This is a genomic window from Streptomyces pratensis, assembly GCF_037137275.1.
Classification (GTDB): Bacteria; Actinomycetota; Actinomycetes; order Streptomycetales; family Streptomycetaceae; genus Streptomyces; species Streptomyces pratensis_B.
In genome coordinates this window covers 228,807-245,646 of record NZ_JBBBEN010000089.1, presented here as the reverse complement: position 1 = coordinate 245,646, position 16,840 = coordinate 228,807, and the positions used below count along the sequence as shown (strand labels likewise).

The 16,840-nt window shown below is 73.4% G+C and carries 16 protein-coding genes; 9 read left to right on the top strand and 7 right to left on the bottom strand.

The window, feature by feature from the left end:
- Positions 1-81: 81 nt before the first annotated feature.
- The 3 genes from V9U70_RS15805 to V9U70_RS15795 all read right to left on the bottom strand — a co-directional run bounded on the left by V9U70_RS15805 (position 82) and on the right by V9U70_RS15795 (position 2,159).
- A complete protein-coding gene (locus V9U70_RS15805; RefSeq protein WP_336675783.1) occupies positions 82-690 on the bottom strand; it encodes an Rv1733c family protein in 609 nt (202 codons plus the stop codon).
- A 37-nt stretch (positions 691-727) separates the two neighbouring features.
- On the bottom strand, positions 728-1,552 hold the full coding sequence (locus V9U70_RS15800; RefSeq protein WP_336675781.1) for an MOSC domain-containing protein: 825 nt from the start codon (positions 1,550-1,552) through the stop codon (positions 728-730).
- Positions 1,553-1,673: 121 nt separating this feature from the next.
- Positions 1,674-2,159 carry a DUF6643 family protein gene (locus V9U70_RS15795; protein WP_336675779.1) on the bottom strand — a complete coding sequence of 162 codons (486 nt, stop codon included), beginning with the start codon at positions 2,157-2,159 and terminating at the stop codon, positions 1,674-1,676.
- Positions 2,160-3,267: 1,108 nt separating this feature from the next.
- Here V9U70_RS15795 and V9U70_RS15790 point away from each other — a divergent pair.
- Complete coding sequence (locus V9U70_RS15790; RefSeq protein WP_336675778.1) at positions 3,268-4,590, top strand: TerD family protein; 1,323 nt, start codon at positions 3,268-3,270, stop codon at positions 4,588-4,590.
- A 59-nt stretch (positions 4,591-4,649) separates the two neighbouring features.
- Here the strand turns inward: V9U70_RS15790 and V9U70_RS15785 are convergent, their stop codons facing one another.
- Positions 4,650-5,831: a glycosyltransferase gene (locus tag V9U70_RS15785; protein ID WP_336675777.1), complete on the bottom strand. Its 1,182-nt coding sequence runs from the start codon at positions 5,829-5,831 to the stop codon at positions 4,650-4,652.
- Positions 5,832-5,889: 58 nt separating this feature from the next.
- Here V9U70_RS15785 and V9U70_RS15780 point away from each other — a divergent pair, with 58 nt between their 5' ends.
- From V9U70_RS15780 to V9U70_RS15765, 4 genes are all read left to right on the top strand, one after another.
- Positions 5,890-6,675 carry a glutamate racemase gene (locus tag V9U70_RS15780; RefSeq protein WP_336675776.1) on the top strand — a complete coding sequence of 262 codons (786 nt, stop codon included), beginning with the start codon at positions 5,890-5,892 and terminating at the stop codon, positions 6,673-6,675.
- A 71-nt stretch (positions 6,676-6,746) separates the two neighbouring features.
- Complete coding sequence (locus V9U70_RS15775) at positions 6,747-7,310, top strand: hypothetical protein (protein ID WP_336675775.1); 564 nt, start codon at positions 6,747-6,749, stop codon at positions 7,308-7,310.
- Between the two features lie 126 nt (positions 7,311-7,436).
- Complete coding sequence (gene lnt / locus V9U70_RS15770; RefSeq protein WP_336675774.1) at positions 7,437-9,026, top strand: apolipoprotein N-acyltransferase; 1,590 nt, start codon at positions 7,437-7,439, stop codon at positions 9,024-9,026.
- 30 nt (positions 9,027-9,056) lie between these two features.
- Complete coding sequence (locus tag V9U70_RS15765; RefSeq protein ID WP_336675773.1) at positions 9,057-9,539, top strand: NUDIX hydrolase; 483 nt, start codon at positions 9,057-9,059, stop codon at positions 9,537-9,539.
- A gap of 4 nt (positions 9,540-9,543) precedes the next feature.
- Here V9U70_RS15765 and V9U70_RS15760 read toward each other — a convergent pair whose 3' ends face one another.
- A complete protein-coding gene (locus tag V9U70_RS15760; protein WP_336675772.1) occupies positions 9,544-11,616 on the bottom strand; it encodes a neutral/alkaline ceramidase in 2,073 nt (690 codons plus the stop codon).
- Positions 11,617-12,028: 412 nt separating this feature from the next.
- Here V9U70_RS15760 and V9U70_RS15755 point away from each other — a divergent pair, with 412 nt between their 5' ends.
- Positions 12,029-12,814 (top strand): SAM-dependent methyltransferase, encoded by a 786-nt coding sequence (locus V9U70_RS15755; protein ID WP_336675771.1) that lies wholly within the window; start codon positions 12,029-12,031, stop codon positions 12,812-12,814.
- 90 nt (positions 12,815-12,904) lie between these two features.
- Here V9U70_RS15755 and V9U70_RS15750 read toward each other — a convergent pair whose 3' ends face one another.
- Positions 12,905-13,588: an HSP18 transcriptional regulator gene (locus V9U70_RS15750; protein WP_336675769.1), complete on the bottom strand. Its 684-nt coding sequence runs from the start codon at positions 13,586-13,588 to the stop codon at positions 12,905-12,907.
- Between the two features lie 139 nt (positions 13,589-13,727).
- Here V9U70_RS15750 and V9U70_RS15745 point away from each other — a divergent pair, with 139 nt between their 5' ends.
- From V9U70_RS15745 to V9U70_RS15735, 3 genes are all read left to right on the top strand, one after another.
- Positions 13,728-14,159 carry an Hsp20/alpha crystallin family protein gene (locus tag V9U70_RS15745; protein ID WP_336675767.1) on the top strand — a complete coding sequence of 144 codons (432 nt, stop codon included), beginning with the start codon at positions 13,728-13,730 and terminating at the stop codon, positions 14,157-14,159.
- 92 nt (positions 14,160-14,251) lie between these two features.
- Entirely contained in the window at positions 14,252-14,635 is a 384-nt protein-coding gene (locus V9U70_RS15740; RefSeq protein ID WP_336675766.1) for a DUF2267 domain-containing protein, read from the top strand.
- A 116-nt stretch (positions 14,636-14,751) separates the two neighbouring features.
- A complete protein-coding gene (locus V9U70_RS15735; protein WP_336675764.1) occupies positions 14,752-15,189 on the top strand; it encodes a DUF2267 domain-containing protein in 438 nt (145 codons plus the stop codon).
- Positions 15,190-15,343: 154 nt separating this feature from the next.
- Here V9U70_RS15735 and V9U70_RS15730 read toward each other — a convergent pair whose 3' ends face one another.
- Positions 15,344-16,813, bottom strand: a complete 1,470-nt coding sequence (locus V9U70_RS15730; RefSeq protein WP_336675843.1) for a SulP family inorganic anion transporter — start codon at positions 16,811-16,813, stop codon at positions 15,344-15,346.
- Positions 16,814-16,840: the final 27 nt, after the last annotated feature.

The window sequence follows — 16,840 nt, the reverse complement described above, 5'->3', positions numbered from 1 at the left end:
CGTCGGCCCCGGAGCGGACCGGAGCGGTACTGCCGACGCCCGACGTGGTGACGCCCGCCCGTGGTGGCGGGCGGCCCGCGGTCACCCGCCCGTGCCGGTCCTGCCCCAGGCCGGGCCCGCCGCCGCCCACTCCCGGTCCAGCCGGGCGTACCGCCCGCGCACCATCCGCCCGACGACCAGGCGCCTGCCCGTCTCGACGCCTGCGGCGGCGAGCAGGAACGCACCGATGCCGCCCAGCACCGCGTGCGTCCGGGCCGTGCGCTCGTCCATCGGCGGCGGCACCGAAGAGCCCGCTCCGTCCGTCCAGATCCGCACAGAGGAACCGGGCCCGGCGGCCCTCGACGCGGTGGACACCCTCTCCGTGCGCCGACTGCCGTCCGGGGCGCGCCAGGAGGCCACGACCCAGGTGTGCCCGGCCCGTTCCGAGGCGACTTCGGAATCACCGGAGAGCAGGGCCCGGCCCGGCGCCCGGCCCACCACGGTCGCGTCGACCGCGTGACGCTCCTCGTGCTGGGCGCGCGCCGTCCGCCGGAGCGAGGCGTCGGCGAGCGATCCGCCCGCCCAGCCGGCCGCGGGCGCGCCCAGCACGAGGAGCAGCAGCGCGCAGAGCGTCACCCGTGCCTCGCGGCGGTCGGTGGCCCGGCGCAGCGGGTTGCGCCTCCCGCGCAGCAGCCCCCGCAGTCCCCACACGTCCGTGCTCCCCGTCCCCGGCGTCGGTCCCGGTGTCTCAGTCGAGAATCCGGACGGGGTCGCCGACCCGGATCACTCCCGTCCCCTCGGGGATCAGGTTCTGGCCGAAGACCAGCTGCTTGCCGAAGCGGCGGTGGCGGGCGAGCGTCAGCAGCGGCTCCTTGCCACGCTCTGCGGTCCGCTGGTCCGTCGTCGTGATCACACAGCGGCTGCAGGGCTTGGCGACCCGGAAGGCGACCTGGCCGACGGAGATCCGCCGCCATCCGTCCTCGGCCCACGCCTCGGTCCCCTCGACCACGACATTGGGCCGGAAGCGATCCATCGGCAGCGGGCCCTCCTGCGGCCGGTCGCCCGCGGCGACGAGGGTGTTGAGGGCGTGCAGTGAGGCCACGCTGGTCAGCAGCAGCGGGTAGCCGTCGGCGAGGGAGACGGTGTCCCCGGCCCGCGAGAACGCCGGGTCGACGGGCCTGCGGTACGACGGCTCGTCGAGATGGACGAGCCGGACCTCCGCGTCGAGGACCTCGCTGAACCAGTCGTGCGCCGCTTCTGCCGCCTCCGCCACGACCAGGGTGTCCCGGTGCAGCTCGACCGTGAGCAGGCGCTCCGGCTCCGGCGCCTCGACCCGCAGGGGCTGATGGCCCGGCGCGGACAGGGCCAGCGCGCCGCCCGGCAGCGGCTCGGCCGTGATCCGCGCCAGCAGGGGCTGTTGACGTTGTGTGAGGGCCCTCGCCGCTTTGTCGACCAGCATCCAGCGGCGGTCGCCGTGGAGTCCCCAGGGCTCGACGGCGACCGCGTCGGCGGCGCGGGCGGCCAGTGACTTGACGGGGTAGACATGGACGGACCGGAGCACGGAATAGCTCATGCGCCCATCCTGCCAGCCGTCTCCGCCACCGTGCGCGCGGTCCCGGAAGGTCCGCCGCGCATCCATGAGGCCGGCGCCCGGCGCGTCCCCCGCGACACGCCCGCCGCATGACGTCGAAGGCTCAGTACCCCCGGCTCTGGTACGGCCGGTTGTACGGGTCCTCGTACGGCGACGGGGCCGGGGCGGGGCGCGGCGAGGCCGGGCGCATCGACTCGTACCCGGTGCCGGGGGCCGGACGATGCGGCTGGGGCTGCTGCGGATAGCCGCGCGCCGCGGACTGCTGCTGCGGGATGTACGGAGCCGGGGCTTGCTGCAGGTGGGCCGGCTGCATCGGCGCGTGCTGCGCCGGGGCCTGCTGGTAGTGCGGCGCCGGCTGCTGCTGCGGATAGCCGTAGGAGCCCGTGGGCTGCGAGGGGGCCGCGGGCAGGGCGGGCAGCGCGGACGACAGGGCCGGAAGGTAGCTGCTGCCCGCGTCGTAGGCGGCCGGCACACGGATGGGGGCGATCTGGGGGGTTCCCCGCTCCGCGACCAGGGAGTCGTAGATCGGAGTTTCGGGGAACGACGCGGCGTAGTAGCCGCCGCCGAAGGTGGAGCGGGGGGACGTCATGCCACCTAAGTTAAGCCCACGATGTGCCGGTTGGGGAGCCCCGATCCCTGACGTATCCGATTTGCGCCGGTTCTCTGCGTCCGCCCCGCCAAAGCATCGATAAAGGTTCTGTTAACGGCAGGGGATTTTTCCCTCAGGATCATGGCTGACGGGAAGTGGTGGAGAGGCCGCAAAGGGCGACGTGCGCGTCACATCGCGTGCCGGGGCGGCGGCAAAGGCCAGATTCTCCCCGCAGGCCGGCCTCCGCCGTGCCGCGGACGACGCCGAGTGCGTGCCCGATGGCGCTGCCCAGGAAGCGGCGGTCGCGGGGCTCCTCCGGCCCCGGGGCCGTTACGGCGGGCGGGGTGCGGCCGTCCGGCCGTGACGGGCCGGGCCGAGTGGGGGAGTGGCGTCGGAGCGCACCCGCCATCCCCGCCTGCCCGCGATGCCGTGGTCGGCGGGGGATGGCGGCGGCGCCCGTGGTGAGCGTGGCGCTTTCGCGGGAAACACCGTCGTCGCGTGAGACACGAGCTGCGGACAGCCGGAGCGAGTGGTGATCAGAACGCCTTATGGTGGTGAATGACTTAAGGGTGCGAGGAGTTGTCGTCACGTCAGATCAAAGTGGCGCTATCCGGAGGCGAGTGAAATCCGGTCCATCCGGTTCCCTCACCGCCTCTCGGCCGATCTCGGGTGAGGGCGGCCCGGCTCGCAGTCCGAGGGGCGTCGGCCGGTGAGAGCCCCTTCTGCTGCCGACGGCTTCCAGGGGCCGCCCGGCCCTTCCGGTCCGCATGCCCCTGCCGGGGCGGGGCCGTCGGCGGACGCCGGCCCGGCGGCCGGGGTGGGCGGCCCGCCGCTGGGCCGCCACTCGTGAAGAGGACGGCGGCGTGCTGCCGGTGGCCCGGGGAGCGCCTCGGCCTCGGCGTGCGACTCCCCGGGCGCCGGGACGGGACGAGTGGGAGCGGGCCGCACGGAGCCGACGACCGCGCGTCCCCGCGGGGCGAGGAGTGCCGCCCCGGCCGTCTCCGCGTCGGCGGCGCACGGGGGCGTCCGAGCCGGCGGCCACGGGGGGCCACTCCACCCGGCCGGGGATTAGGTTGTCGGGAGATGCCTGCGGGCAGCCGGACTCGTGATGGGGGCGAGCATGACCATGCAAAAGGGAGCCAACGTTCCGGTGCCGTCGGACACCGTACGCGTGGAACTGGGATGGCGCGCCGCGCCGGGCGCCCCCGACGTCGACGCCTCCGCCCTGCTGCTGGCGGCGGGGAGGGTCCGCAGCGACGCGGACTTCGTCTTCTACAACCAGCCGGCCCACGGTTCCGGCGCGGTCCGGCACGAGGGCAAGCGGACGGCTGCCGACCGGACCACCGACACCCTCCTCGTCGACTTCCCCGAGGTCGAGCCCGCGATCGACCGCATCGTCGTGGCCGCCTCCGCGGACGGCGGCAGTTTCGGCCGGGTCGACGGACTGTACGTCCGGGTCGTGGACGCGGCGGGCGGGGCCGAGCTGGCGCGTTTCGACAGCACGGACGCCACGGTCGAGACCGCCTTCATCCTCGGTGAGCTGTATCTGCGCCAGGGCGCCTGGAAGTTCCGGGCGGTGGGGCAGGGTTACAGCACCGGGCTCGAAGGGCTGGCGAGGGACTTCGGCATCACCGTCGACGAACCCCGGCAGACCGCGCAGCCCCCCGCCGCGGCCCCCGGGCCCGCGGCGACCGCCCCCGCGGCCCCCACGCCCCAGTCCGCTCCTGCGGCTCCCCCCGCCCCCGCCCCGGCCTCCCCGCCCGCGCCTGTCCCCCCGCCGGTCACGCAACCCGTACGGCTGACCAAGGTCACGCTGACGAAGGAAGCGCCGTCGGTCTCCCTCGCCAAGCAGGGCGGTACCTCCGGCGCCCTGCGCGTCAACCTGAACTGGGAGACCCGCAAGCGGTCCAGGGGCTGGGGAGCGAAGCTGGGCCGGGCCGTCGCCCTGCACGCCGATCTCGACCTCGACCTCTGTGCGCTGTACGAACTCGCCGACGGACGCAAGGGAGTCGTCCAGGCTCTCGGGGACGCGTTCGGTTCGTTGAGCCGGCCGCCCTTCATCCATCTGGACGGTGACGACCGGACCGGAGCCGTCTCCAGCGGGGAGAACATGACGGTCAACCTCGACCGCAAGGAGTTCCTGCGCCGTGTCCTGATCTTCGTCACCATCTACGAAGGCGCCCGGAGTTTCGCCGATCTCCATGCCACCGTGACCCTCCAGCCGCAGAACGGCGCGGCGATCGACTTCTCCCTCGACGAGTGCACCGTTCCCTCCACCGTCTGCGCCCTGGCGCTGATCACCGACGACGGCGGGGACCTCACCGTGCGGCGCGAGGCCCGCTACCTCGTCCCGGAACGCGGGGTGAGCCCGCAGCGCACCATCGACGCCGCCTACGGCTGGGGCATGAACTGGACGCCCGGCAGGAAGTGAGCCGCCCCGGCAGGACCCGGCGCTCCCGCCAAGGGCCAGGCGCTCCCGGCCGAGCGGCGTCAGCGGTCGGGAGCGGCGTCCGGGCGGGGATAGGTACGCCCCTTCCAGGCAGCGCCCCGACCGCGGTAGTGCTGCACCGCCGAGTCCACCGTCATCAGCAGGTAGAGCATCGCCGTCAGCGGCAGCAGCGGCCCCAGCCACAGCGACTGGCGGTAGTACGCCAGCATCGGCAGGTACGTCGCCGTCATCAGCGCCCAGGCCGCGCCGCCCGCCCAGGCAGCCGTCCCCTCGCCCGTCAGCACCCCCGCCGCCAGGGTCGCGGGCGGCGCCGCGTAGACGAGCAGCAGCCCAGGGACCGTGCCGGCGAGCAGCAGCGGACTGTGCCGCAGCTGCGCGTACGCACTGCGCGCGACCATCCGCCACAGATCCCTCAGCCGCGGAGAGGGCCGAACGCTGTCCACCCGCTCCGCGAGCCCCAGCCAGATCCGGCCCCCGCTGCGCCGCACCTCCCGCGCCAGCGACACGTCGTCGATCACCGCCTGCCGAATCGACTCCGGAACCCGCGCCCGCTCGGCGGCCTCGGTACGCAGCAGGACGCAGCCGCCCGCCGCGGCCGCCGTCCGGGACCGGGCCCGGTTCACCCTGCGGAAGGGGTAGAGCTGGCCGAAGAAGTAGACGAACGCGGGCACCACCAGCCGCTCCCACACGCTCGCCACCCGCAGCCGGGCCATCTGCGAGACGAGATCGAACCCCTCCGGCCCCCCGGGGCCGGCCGCCGCCACCAGTTCGCGCAGGCTGTCCGGCTCGTGCGCGATGTCCGCGTCGGTCAGCAGCAGGAAGTCCGGTCCGTCCTGCCGTGCCACCGCGATCCCGTGCCGTACGGCCCAGAGCTTTCCCGTCCATCCGGCCTCCGGCTCGCCCGGCGTCACGACGGTCAGCGGGAGCCCGCCCCGGCGCGCGGCCAGCTCGCGGGCCAGCTGCCCGGTGCCGTCGCTGCTGCAGTCGTCGACGAGGACGATCCAGGCATCGCCCGGGTAGTCCTGGACCAGCAGCGACGGCAGGCTCACCGGCAGCATCTCCGCCTCGTCGCGCGCCGGCACGATCACCGCCACCGACGGCCAGCGCGCCGGGTCATGGCACCGGGGGAGCCGCTGGTCGGTCCGCCAGTAGAACCCGTGCCCCAGCAGCAACCACACCCACACGATCAGGGAACCCACGGCGATCCAGGCAACGGCGCTCATCCGCCGCAGTCTGCACCACCGAGGCCACAGCGCAAGGGCTGTCGACTATGGTGACCGGGTGAAGATCGCGCTCATGGACTCCGGAATCGGCCTGCTGGCGGCAGCGGCCGCAGTGCGCCGCCTGCGGCCCGACGCCGAACTGGTGATCTCGTCCGACCCCGGTTCGATGCCCTGGGGCCCGCGCGACCCCCAGGACGTCACCGCCCGCGCGCTGGCGGTGGCCCGCGCGGCTGCCGCTCAGCGGCCCGACGCGTTGATCGTCGCGTGCAACACCGCCTCCGTGCACGCACTGCCGGCGCTCCGCGCGGAGCTGGAGCCCGCACTGCCGGTCATCGGCACCGTCCCCGCCATCAAGCCCGCGGCGGCGGGCGGCGGCTCCGTGGCCATCTGGGCCACCCCGGCCACCACCGGCAGCCCCTACCAGCGCGGACTGATCGCCCGGTTCGCCGGCACGGCCGATGTCACCGAGGTCCCGTGCCCCGGCCTCGCCGACGCCGTGGAGCACGCCGACGAGGCCGGGATCGACCGGGCCGTCGCGGCGGCCGCGGCCCTCACCCCGCCCGGAGTCGGGGCCGTCGTGCTCGGCTGCACCCACTACGAGCTGGTCGCCGGTCGCATCCGCGACGCCGTGCGGCGGTCCGGCCGGCCGCCGCTCGCCCTGCACGGCTCCGCCGGTGCGGTCGCAGCCCAGGCGCTGCGCCGGATCGGCGCGGAACCCGCCCCTTCGGCCGAACCGGTCGGGGCCCTCACCGTCCTGCTCAACGGTCGGCCCGCTCTCCTGCCAGAAGCGGCCCTGGCCTACGCGGAGGGCCGGAACCTGACGGCCGCCGCCCCCGCCCGCTGACCCCGCCGCCCGTGGCGACGGGCTCGTCGCAGCCCGAGCCGGAAGCACACGGTCCGGTTACGCTGCTGCCTATGAGGGACCACCCCGAGCCCACGACGCACGGGTCGAGCCAGGCGCCGCCCGTGGTGTGGACCGGTCGCGCCACCAACCGGGCCCAGTGGCTGCCGGCCCTCGCCGGCGCGGGCTGTGTGGCGCTCGGCATCCAGCTCGCCGTCGGCTCCCCCTGGACCGCCGGCTTCGCTCCGCTGCTGATGTCCGTGGTCGGCTGCCTCGCCGCCGGGCTGCTGATCCTCTTCGGGACGATCGCCTTCGTCCATGTGGCCGTCAGGGTCGACGGGGACAGCCTGGAGGTGCGGTGCGGGCACGCCGGGCTGCCGCGTCGCCGGATTCTGCTCCGGCACGTGACCGGCGCGGACTTCGTGCCCCGGATCAACCCGCGCCAGTGGGGCGGCTGGGGCTACCGGTGGCGTCCGGAGCAGGGCACCGCGGTCGTGGTGCGCAAGGGCGAGGGCATGATCCTGCGCCTGGGCGACGGCCGGACCTTCACGGTCACGGTCGACGACGCGGAGACGGCCGTACGTCTCATCCGGGAACGCCTCCACCTGGCGTCGACCGGCGGGCCCTCCGGCGCCTGAGCGCCCGGGGCCGCGCCCGCCCGGCGCCCCGGTGGCCAGCCGGGCGCTCCTTTTCGGCCAGGGCCCGGCCCCTGCGACTCCGTCCTGACGAGGGCCCGCGCCTTCGCCCACCGTAGACTCCGCCGGGTGAGCGCCACCATCATCTCCGCCGACAATCCGCCGTCCGCCGGGCCGCGCCCCGAGCCGCTGCGGCGGCTCCTGCGCCCGGCCGCTGCCGTCCTGTCGGGCGTCCTGCTCTACGCGAGCTTCCCGCCCCGGCCGCTGTGGTGGCTCGTGCTGCCCGGATTCGCCCTGCTCGGATGGGTGCTGCACGGGCGCCGGGCGCGATCGGCCTTCGGCCTCGGCCTGCTGTCCGGCCTCGGCTTCATGCTGCCGCTGCTGCACTGGACGGGCGAGGACGTCGGCCCGGTGCCATGGCTCGCCCTCGCCGTCGCGGAGGCCCTGTTCATCGCGGTGGGCTGCCTCGGGATCGCCGCGGTGACCCGGCTCGCGTACTGGCCCGTGTGGGCGGCGGCCGTCTGGACCCTGGACGAGGCGGTCCGGGCCCGGATTCCGTTCGGCGGGTTCCCCTGGGGCAAGATCGCGTTCGGCCAGGCGGAGAGCGCCTTCCTGCCGCTGGCCGCGCTCGGCGGCACCCCGTTGCTGTCGTTCGCCGTCGTCCTGTGCTGCTTCGGGCTCTACGAGGCCGTACGGCGGTTCTCCGCGTACCGGGCCACCGGAAAGGTCCCGAGGGCGGCCGTCGCGGGAGCTGCCGCGAGCTTCCTGGTGCCGGTCGCCGCGGCGCTGGCGGCGCTGCCTCTGGTCGACGACTCGGCGGAGAACGGGACGGCCACCGTCGCCGCGATCCAGGGCAATGTGCCGCGCCTGGGTCTGGACTTCAACTCCCAGCGCCGCGCCGTCCTCGACAACCACGCCAGGCGCACCTCGCAACTGGCCGAAGAGGTGAGAGCGGGCACGGTCCGGCAGCCCGACTTCGTCCTGTGGCCGGAGAACTCCTCCGACCTCGACCCGTATCTCAACGCTGACGCTCACCGGGTCATCGACGACGCGGTCAGGGCGATCGGTGTGCCCACGGTCATCGGCTCGGTGGTCGAGAAGGGCCCGGACAGCCTGCGCAACACCTTGATCGAGTGGGACCCCGACCAAGGGCCCGTCGACACCTACGACAAGCGGCACATCCAGCCGTTCGGCGAGTACATGCCGATGCGGACCGTCGCCCGGTTCTTCAGCGAGGACGTCGACCGGGTGCAGCGGGAGTTCGTCCCCGGCGCCGAGGTCGGCGTCTTCGACCTCGCGGGGACGAAGGTGGGGCTCGTGACCTGTTACGAGGCCGCCTTCGACGACGCCGTCCGCGACACCGTCACCCACGGCGGCCAGATGATCGCCGTGCCCAGCAACAACGCCACCTTCGGCCGCAGTGAGATGACCTATCAGCAGCTGGCCATGTCGCAGGTGCGCGCCGTCGAGCACGGGCGGGCCGTCGTCGTGCCCGTCACCAGCGGGGTCAGCGCGGTGATCCGGCCGGACGGCACGATCGTCGAGCGGAGCGGCATGTTCACGCCCGACGCCCTGGTCGCGGAAGTCCCGCTGCGCTCCTCCCTCACCCCCGCCACCCGGATGGGCGCCCTGCCCGAGGGCGTCATCGTTCTGCTGGCCCTGGGAGGCCTCGGCTGGGCCGCGGCCTTGGCGATCCGGGCGCGCCGGGCCGCCGCGTAGCGCCTGGACCGGCCACGTAGGCTCGAAGCCATGGGCACCCCCGACTTCATCCGTGAGATCCGCGCCACCGCCGGGCACCAGCTGCTTCTGCTGCCCGGCGTGAGCGCGGTCGTCCTCGACGACGAGGGCCGCGTCCTGCTGGGACGGCGCGCGGACACGGGTGACTGGTCGATCATCGGCGGCATCTCCGAGCCGGGCGAAGAGCCCGCCGCGACCGCGGAGCGCGAGGTGCTGGAGGAGACGGGGGTGCACTGCGTGGCCGAGCGGGTGGTCCTCACCCAGGCCCTGAAACCGGTGCGGTACCCCAACGGCGACCGCTGCCAGTACCTCGACGTCACCTTCCGCTGCCGGGCCACCGGCGGCGACGCCCGCGTCAACGACGACGAGTCGCTGGAGGTGGGCTGGTTCCCGCTGGACGGGCTTCCGCCGCTCGGCGAGTTCGCCCTCTTCCGGATCAAGGAAGCGCTCACCGACGGCCCCGCCTGGTTCCAGCCCACCTCGCGCGAGCCCTGACCCCCTACTCCACGGTGAACGGCGCGGAGGCCCCGGTGAACGGCGTGATCTTCCCGAGCAGGCTCTTCGCGTCGCCGTGGTGCACGATCCGGTAGGAACCCGGCACGGTGTCGGCGCCGGTGTCCCAGGTGATCGTGGCCTTCGACGCGCCGGTCAGTCCGTTGGTGCGCGTCCACCGGTAGGCGGTTTGCCAGTCGCCGTCGTCCAGCACCCGCGTCCACACGCCGTTCTCCAGGCGCTGCACCTCCAGGAACGTGCCGCCCCGGCGGACGTCGTTCTTCGGATGCCCGGTGACGAACTCGGCGGTCACCGTCGCGCCGCGTGCATAGGAGGCGGCCGGCGCGGTGAGGACCGAACCGAACGTCTTGCCCGCCGGCGGGCTGTCGTACACGACCCCCGTCTGCAGAGTGAACTGCCGGGCCGACTCGTCCGGCGGCGCGGTCCCCCGGTCGAGCGCGGTGCCCTCGCGCAGCGACGCCGCCAGGCGCGCGTACTCCTGCTGGTATGCGGGGAGCGTGTAGCGGCCGTACAGGGTGGAGCCGCCCTCGTAGTTCTGGACGTCGTACTCCTCCGGCGTCGTCACGTACTGGCTGTAGGCGTTGGCGTACCCCTGGAGCAGGACGCGGTCGAGCGGGACGCCGAGCTGTTCGGCCACCGTGCGCCGGACCCGGAGGCCGGAGACGATGGTGAACTCACCCGGCGCGGCCACCAGGTACAGCTCGCCGATCTTCATGAGCTGAAGGGGCAGGATCTTCGGCGTGACCGGGTGGACGTCGCTCAGCAGACCCGTCGGGAGCAGGCTCGCCTTCGGGTACTGGCAGGTCGCGAGCCAGGACGGGGTGTCGAGGCGCAGGGCGTCGAGGATGCCGGCGACCGGGGTGCGCATCCCCTCCTCGAAACCGGGGATCGCCGGGCCGTCCTCGACACTGCCGGCCAGGGTGGAAGCGCCGACGACGGCGGGGCAGGTGCGCTGCTCCTTCCCGTCCGGGGTGTACTCCCCGCGCACGCGGACGTTCTCCATGTCGACGTAGGCGAGTCGGGAGTCGACGTCGCCGGTGACGGGCCGTGCGCCGCGGTGGATCTCGCGGGCCTTGTCGAGCTGGCGCTCCCCGATGATGCGGGCGTTCTCGAACTCGTCCTCTGTGGGGCCTGACCCCGGCTCCAGATGGAGGTTGGGGGACATGTCGCCGGCGTTGGTGTTGGGGAACGCCGAGACGAACCCCGGGGCGTCGTCGAGATAGCGCACGCCTTCGTGGTCGTGCTCCCAGGCGTAGGCGGCGTAGCCCTTGTTGTCAGGGCTGATCAGCGTGTTCTTGTTGGTGATCGAGGTGTTGTGGGTGGCGAACCAGCTGATCGCCCCCACGTCCTTGCCGCCCTGCCGGAAGCGCAGCACGGTCATCGCCGGGTCGATCGCGTCGGGGAAGGCGGCCCGGTCGGCCGCCGGGTTGCGGTCGAACGCCTCCCGGGAGCGGTTGACGCTGGCGTTGGTGAGGGCCCCCGTGCCCAGGCTCATCGTGCCGGGCCTCAGGTCCTCGTGGGCCTGTGCCACGGAGTCCGCTATGCCGTCGACGACGGACCGGTAGGTCTCCTTCTGGAAGCCGAGGACGGAGAGGTTGTAGGCGACGTGGTGGGAGTATCCGCCGGGCCCCGAGTGGGTGTGGGTCGCCGACAGCAGGACGTTCTCCTCGTCGTACAGGTCCCCGTAGCGCTCCTTCAGTTGCGCGATGACCCCCTGCTGGACGGACTGGAAGATCATCGCGAGGTCGGCGTTGACGTACACCACGCGCTTGCCACTCGCCCGGTCGACGACGACGAACGCGCGTGACCTCTGCCGCTGGTGGATGCCGGACGTCTTCTGGTCGAAGCTCGAGTAGCCCATCATCCCGGTCTCGGCGGCCTCTCCGGTGACATCGGCGATGCCGCGCCCGACGAGGTAGCTCCCCTCCGTTCCGGCGTCGCCGTCCGGGCGGGCCGCGGAGGCGGGAGAGGGCGAACCCAGGACGACCGCGCCCAGGAACGCGGAGAGGACCGCGAGGGAGAGCCTGCGCCGGGGGCGGCCGGCGGTGGGGGGTGGCATGGGACCTCCTGGAAAGGGGGCCGTCCGCACCGCAGGGCCTTGGAGCGAGGACGGGCGACCGTGTTCGCTGATTGGCATGCGCATGGCTTTCATGACTCTACCGGGCAGCGGTTCATTACTCGATATCGAGGGAGGGCCTTCATTCGTGCTCCAGAGCGCGCCTCGTGGTGCTGCGGCGCCTGAGGCGGCTCCGTGCACACGCGACGCGTTGCCGGAGGAACACGGACGGTGATGGGAGAGTGCGGGTGGAGCCGGCAGCCGCTTTGCGGCGCACCGGGGGCCTGTCCGGGTGTCGTAGGAGGTGAGGCCGCCGCTGCGTGCGACGGGAAGCCGGGGTACGGTCGCCGTCAGGGCTCGGACCACCCGGGAAGACGGTCAACCACCTTGTACGGACAGTGAGTAGAGGAGAGACATGAACGTCGACGACGAAGAGTTCCGCCGCAGGATCAGGTCGGACGTTCCCCACTCGGCGCGTGTGTGGAACGCGTGGCTGGGCGGCAAGGACAACTACCCGGTGGACCGGGAGCTGGCCGACGTGGTCAGTGCGGCCTACCCGCAGATGATCGACATCGCGCGCGCTTCGCGGGCGTTCCAGATCCGCGCGATCCGCCATCTCGCCTCGGTGGGCGTGCGCCAGTTCCTGGACGTCGGGACCGGGCTGCCGGTGGCGAACAGCACCCATGAGGTGGCCCAGAGCATCGCGCCCGAGTCGCGGATCGTCTACGTCGACAACGACCCCATCGTCCTCGCCCACGCAGAGGCGCTGCTGACCAGCGCGCCGGAGGGCCGTACGGCCTACGTGGACGCCGATCTGTCCGAGACCGACGCGGTGGTGGAAGAGGCGGCGAAGACGCTGGACCTCTCCCGGCCCGTCGCCGTACTCCTGCTGTCGACCCTGGGGCACCTGGCCCCGGCCGAGGGCGTCGAGGTCGTCCAGCGGTACCTGGCCCGGATGCCGTCGGGAAGCTACCTGGTGCTCTGCGACACGGTGAAGACGCCGCAGACGCTGGCCGCTCAGGAGGCGTACGCGTCGGGGGACAACCCGCCGTACTTCGTGCGGGAGCCGGAGGAGATCACCGGATGCGCCGAGGGGCTGGAGCTCCTGGAGCCGGGGTTCGTGTCGATCGACCGGTGGCGGCCGGAGGGCGATGACGCCGTGCCGGTCGACCAGTGGGGGCTCGTCGCCCGCAAGCCGTAGAAGACGAGGGAGCGGGGCCCCGGGGCCCGGTCGGTGGCGGCCGGGCCCCGCGTCGCGCCGGCGGTCACCCGTCGGCGGTCGTCGTCCGTGTCATTCGCCCCGTCGCCGGACAGCCGTGTCCTCGCGCAGCCGCCTCGTGTGGCGGGTGAGCGAGTCGACGCGATCGGCCAGCGCCCGGTGTTCCGGGGCGAGATGCGGGCGCAGCGCGATGAGCGGAAGGACGAGAGCGGCCGCGTCCTCGGCGCCGAGCGCCTGGCGGAGCCGGTCCAACGGGGGGCCCGCGGAGGCGGGGAGGTCGGGCAGCGCGGCGATCTGCCCGGCGAGCGACCGCAGGTCCGCCGCGTTCTCCCTGGCCCATGCGGTGATCGAGCGGTCCGCCGCCCGGCGGTCCCGGGTGGCCCGGACCCGCTGCTCCCCGGTGCTCCCGACGGAGCCGGGGCGCAGGCGCAGATAGCGGCGCTCGGCGGCCTGGCGGCTGGCCACGCCCAGTGGGTCGGCGAGCTCCGCCCAGCTGGCCCCCGCGGAGCGGGCCGTCTCGATCAGACCGGTCTCCCAGCCCGCGAGCCGCTCCCGCACGTCGCGCAGCAGGTGGAGCGAGGCGATGGCCCGGGCCCGTTCAGTGTCGGCGCGGGTCTCGGGAGGGGCGCCCTGCCCGTCGGCGTACGCGTCGTGGACCGTCTCGTGGATGGCTTCCAGGGCCGCGGAGGCGGCCGGAAAGGAGACGGCGTCCGGAGCGGAACGGGGGGCCGGGTCTGGCTGGACCGGTGTGGGCACGGGGACTCCCTGGCGTACGCGATGGCTGGTGTCATCCTTCCGGCGACAAAGTTGTTTGTCATCGAATGGATGACATGTTACAACGGTGTCAGGTGAAAAGCGTGGGCTCACCGCCCGAGCGACTGGAGGTGTTTCCGTCATGCTGATGCGTACCGACCCCTTCCGTGAACTCGACCGGATCACCGAGCAGCTTCTGCGTCCCGGCACCTGGTCGCGGCCCTCGGCGATGCCGATGGACGCGTACCGCGAGGGCGACGTGTACGTGGTGGCCTTCGATCTCCCCGGTGTCTCGCCGGACGCGATCGACGTCGACGTCGAGCGGAACATGCTGACCGTCAAGGCCGAGCGCCGGCCGGCGGTGAGCGCCGACGACGTGCAGATGGAGCTCAGTGAGCGCCCGCTGGGCGCCTTCTCCCGGCAGATCGTCCTCGCGGACGCTCTGGACACCGACCGCATCGACGCCGACTACGACGCGGGCGTGCTGACCCTGCGCATCCCGATCGCCGAGCGCGCCAAGCCCCGCAAGATCGCCGTCGGCGGGGAGTCCCGGCGCAAGGAGATCAAGGGCTGACCGAGCCCGCCCACACCAGTGGCAGGGGCCGGGACGGATCTCCCCCCCTTCCCCCCGGCCCCCGCCCTCGACCACCCGAGGGGGCAGCTGCGGTGACCCTGCGATGGGAGGCGTTCCTGGACCAGGTCCGGGAACGCGGAGAGTACGGCACCCGTACGGAGGCCGAGCGCGCCGCGCGCGTCGTCCTGGCCCTCCTCGGCGCCCACGTGGTGGGCGGGGAGCGAGCCGAACTGGCCGCCCGCCTGCCGGAGACCATGGCCCTGATCCTGCTCAATCCGCTACAGGCCGCCGAGCCCCTGTCCCCGGAACGGTTCGTGCGCGCCACAGCGGCCTGGATCGAGGGCGCCACGGAACAGACCGCCCTGTGGGACGTCGGAGCCGTCCTCAGCGTCGTGGCCGACGCGGCGGGCGAGGCGCTCACCCGCCGCCTCCTGCTGCAACTGCCGACGGGATACGACGCCCTCTTCGGGGCATGAGAACCACCTGTACATCTGTCCGCAGCCGCCCGCTTCCCACGACGCCGCATGGACGGCCCACGGGAGCGGGCGGCGCACCGATCACGAGCAGTACGACGAGAAGGGCTGCCGCAACGATGACCCACGAGCCTCGGAGCGCCGGCACGCCGGCGGACATGACGGTCCACCGCCTGCTGGAGAAGATCCGGTACGAGGGCGCCTACCCCACCCGCGAGCGGGCCGAGGACAGTCTCCGCGCCGTGCTGAGCGCTCTCGGCCGGCAGGTCACCGGCGAGGAGCGCGTCGCCCTCGCCGCCGCCCTGCCCAGGGAGGCCGCCCTCCTGCTCACCGCTGAAGCGCCCGACGTCCACCAGCTCAACGGGTCCGCCTTCGTGCGGGATCTCGCCGAGCGCACCGGGGGCACCCCGGCGACCGCCCGATGGGACGCCGGGGTCGTGTTGAGCGAGATCGCCGAGCTGGTGGGCAAGGACCTCGTCACCCGCGTCGTCAGCCACCTTCCGCCCGGCTACGCACTGCTCTTCGGTCGCGCGGAACTCCTGGCCCAGGCCGCCTGACGTCCACGGCTCCGGGGCGTCCCCACGGACGGGGGCGCCCCGGAGCCGTGCGCGGCGCCGGGCCCTTCGCACCGGCCCGCGCCGGACACGTGTGCCGCGTCCTCCGGCGCCCCGGACCGCTGACCCTGACCGAGAACCGGCCGCCGCGTCGTCGTCAGCGGCGGATCGTCACCGGGTCGATCTCCGCGTCGTTGTGCCGACGTGCCCAGTTCTCCAGAGCCACTCGGCAGGCGTGGTCGAGATGGCGCAGTCCGGTCAGGTCCAGCTCCATGGGCTGGTCCTGCGGAAGGCGCTCCAACTGTTCCAGGATGCGCGGCAGCCGGAGGAAGGTCGCGTTCCCCGAGAGTGCCACGACCACCCGCCCCCCGGTGAGTTCACGGGTGGTGAGCTGGACGTGTGAGGTCTCCCAGGCCGACTTGATCACCGCCAGCAGCAGCCCGAGCACGACCCCCTCGAAGAGGTTGGTCACCACGATGGCCAGGGCCGTGACCGCCAGCAGTACCGCTTCCCCCCGGTGTTCGCGCCACAGCGGACCGAACTCCTTCGCGGGTACCAGCTTGCACCCGGCGTGTACGAGGATGCCGGCGAGCGCGGCCAGCGGGATGACTCCGATGGCCGCCGGCAGCAGCGCGGCGAACAGCAGCAGCCACACGCCGTGGGCGACCCGGGACAGCGAGGTCGTCGCCCCGGCCTGGACGTTGGCGGCGCTGCGGACGATGACCGCGGTCATCGGCAGCGCTCCGAGCGCCCCGCACAGGGTGTTGCCGACGCCCTGCGCCACCAGTTCCTTGTCGTAGTCGGTGCGCGGCCCGTCGTGCATCCGGTCGACGGCCGCCGCGCTGAACAGGCTCTCGGCCGAGGCGATCAGGGCGAACGCCAGGACGGTGCCGATGACCGCCACGTCGGCCAGCCGGCCGAACTCCGCCCCGCCGGGCGGGTCGATGGCGTGCAGCAGCCCGTTCACGTCGACCACCGCGGGGCGCAGGCCGGCCAGGGCGGCGACGGCGGTGGCCAGGCCGACCGCGGCGAGGGGCGCGGGGACGAGCCGTACGGCGGCCGGGAGCTTCGGCCACAGCAGCAGCACGGCGATCGTCCCGGCGCCGAGGCCGAAGGCGGTCATCGCCTCCCCGTCCGAAACGATCCGAGCGGCGAGTCGCGGCAGCCCCGCCAGATTGGACAGGCCGCTGCCCGGCTGCTCGGTGTCGGCCAGGGCGTACACCTGGCCGAGCACGATGACCAGGCCGATCCCGGCCAGCATCCCCTGCACCACGGAGACGGAGATGGCCCGGAACCAGCGGCCGAAGCGCGCCGCGCCCAGCACCACCTGAAGCAGCCCGGCGGCCAGCACGATCGGGCCGAGCGTACCGAGGCCGAACTGTTTGACCGCCTCGTAGACGAGGACGGTCAGTCCGGCGGCGGGCCCGCTGACCTGGAGTCTGCTGCCGGGCAGCAGACCGACGACGATGCCGCCGACGATGCCGGTGACCAGGCCCAGTTCGGCCGGCACGCCGGAGGCGACGGCGATGCCGATGCACAGCGGCAGGGCGACGAGGAAGACGACGAGTGAGGCCAGGAGGTCACGTCGCACGACGTGGGAGTTCTTGAGTTCCTTCGCGGAGATCACGGGGTTTCCCTTGTGGGTGCGGTCGCG